The organism is Vibrio sp. Vb0937, assembly GCF_033338855.1.
In genome coordinates this window covers 1-1,218 of record NZ_JAWOTK010000287.1, presented here as the reverse complement: position 1 = coordinate 1,218, position 1,218 = coordinate 1, and the positions used below count along the sequence as shown (strand labels likewise).

Below are 1,218 nucleotides of genomic sequence, written 5' to 3'. Positions count from 1 at the left end.
CGAATGGTTTAACGGATATTTCACTGACACTATTCCATGTTTACGATGTATTACCATACAGCTCAGTGATTTCTATTCTGTCGATTGTTTTGATTTTGGTGTTCTTTATCACCTCATCTGACTCCGGTTCATTGGTTATCGACAGTATCACTGCGGGCGGTAAGATTGATGCTCCCGTTCCACAGCGAATCTTTTGGGCGTGTATTGAGGGTTCAATTGCCGCTGTTATGCTCTGGGTTGGCGGTAAAGAAGCCTTACAAGCGCTACAGTCTGGTGTGGTTGCGACCGGCTTGCCATTTACCTTTGTTCTACTGTTGATGTGTGTGAGTTTGGTGAAAGGTTTACGTACCGAGCTTTCCGCTTACCGCTAATCGATGTTGATAAATTAATACTCAATGCCGAGCATTCATTGCTCGGCATTTTTATTTCTGCTTTTCTTTTTAAAAAATTCCGTTACAGTTTGGGCTTCTATTTCATCACTCAACTGCATTATGTCGCTTGCTAAACTTATTCTCATTCGTGGTCTTCCTGGCTCAGGAAAAACAACCTTGGCGAAACAATTGGTGAAAGATTTCGATGCGAAGCATTTCGAAGCCGACATGTATTTTGAGAATGAGAAAGGCGAGTACCACTTCAATCCGTCTTTGCTTCCGCAAGCGCACGAATGGTGTTTTGAACAAACGCGAAAATGGTTGAACAAAGGGGAAATCGTGATTGTGAGTAATACCTTTGTACGACATTGGGAAATGAAGCGGTATTTAGATTACTGCCGAAAGAAATCTATCGAGGTGGAAGTGATGGTGTGCTCGGGCGAATATCAGAGCATTCATAATGTGCCACCAGCGACAATCGAGAAGATGCGTCGCCAGTGGCAAGAGTAGCAAAATAGACTCGAAGCATTACTGGCCGCGTCCATCAATCATTACGATAAGCGTTTTGCTCATGATAGAAAGATCCATCGTGATCCACGAGTAAAACGACCCAAGGCTTAGTGCATAGCTGTGGTCAAAACCAACTTTTCTTCTCACGTCTTCAATGCAAGCATCGTAACCTTGGTTTACTTGCGCCAAGCCTGTAATACCTGGCAGTACGCCGTATGTGCGCTCTACAAAGTAGGGAATTTCATCTTCCAACTTTTGATAGAAGGCTGGGCGCTCAGGGCGAGGGCCAATCATAGACATTTCACCTTTCAATACATTGAATAGTTGCGGTAACTCA

3 protein-coding genes are annotated in these 1,218 nt (G+C 43.9%); 2 read left to right on the top strand and 1 reads right to left on the bottom strand.

The annotated features are described in order from the left end of the window. Both R7P67_RS25130 and R7P67_RS25125 read left to right on the top strand, forming a co-directional pair. On the top strand, window positions 1-371 hold a 371-nt coding region (locus R7P67_RS25130), incomplete at its 5' end, for a BCCT family transporter (RefSeq protein ID WP_318086359.1). 120 nt (window positions 372-491) lie between these two features. Then, a complete protein-coding gene (locus R7P67_RS25125) occupies window positions 492-881 on the top strand; it encodes an ATP-binding protein (RefSeq protein WP_276420767.1) in 390 nt (129 codons plus the stop codon). A gap of 18 nt (window positions 882-899) precedes the next feature. On the opposite strand, the gene R7P67_RS25120 is transcribed toward R7P67_RS25125, so the two are convergent. Next, window positions 900-1,218, bottom strand: a 319-nt coding sequence (locus R7P67_RS25120; protein WP_318086358.1) for a sugar transferase, incomplete at its 5' end; no start/stop codon positions are given.

Coding starts and splice junctions, on each gene's coding strand:
- R7P67_RS25125 (WP_276420767.1), top strand. CDS start 492: ATGTCGCTTGCTAAACTTATTCTCATTCGTGGTCTTCCTGGCTCAGGA.